Source organism: Niastella vici, from assembly GCF_002077945.1.
Taxonomy (GTDB): domain Bacteria; phylum Bacteroidota; class Bacteroidia; order Chitinophagales; family Chitinophagaceae; genus Niastella; species Niastella vici.
Window position 1 is genome coordinate 1 of record NZ_LVYD01000025.1, and the last position, 437, is coordinate 437.

A 437-nucleotide genomic window follows, 5' to 3' on the forward strand; every position below is an offset into this window, starting at 1 on the left:
TACAGGTCTTTGGTATACTCCGAACCCGGCGCGTTCAGATCCAGCTTCGTTGTAGCCAGTGGCGTGAACGCTATAACATTACTCAGTGTAGGTGCCGGCAATACCGAGACGGCCGGCCTACCCTGAAAATCGTACAAAGTTTCTGCCAGCACCGTGGTGTTGGTAACATTGTCCTTGGTTACCGTTTGTCTTTGGCGCAGTGTTCCGTCATAATAAGCCACCGCACTTTTTAGTTTGCCTTCTTCGGCAAAGGAAGTGGCCGCCTGCCAGGTCAGGTTGTTCTGATGCCCATTGAAGGAGGCCTTGCCCAACCCGCCACCAAGGTCGTATTCCGGGCTCCACCGCGAGGTGAGCCGCTCGCCGCCGGGCAGTTGCTGTACCGCCCGGTACCTGAAAACCACCTTCCCGTCTTCATTGAACAGCAAGGGAATATTATA

General features: G+C 54.7%; 1 protein-coding gene. It reads right to left on the reverse strand.

What is annotated here, in order from left to right; genetic code table 11:
- The coding region (locus A3860_RS41015; protein ID WP_158085183.1) for a hypothetical protein at positions 1–437 on the reverse strand (437 nt) is incomplete at both ends.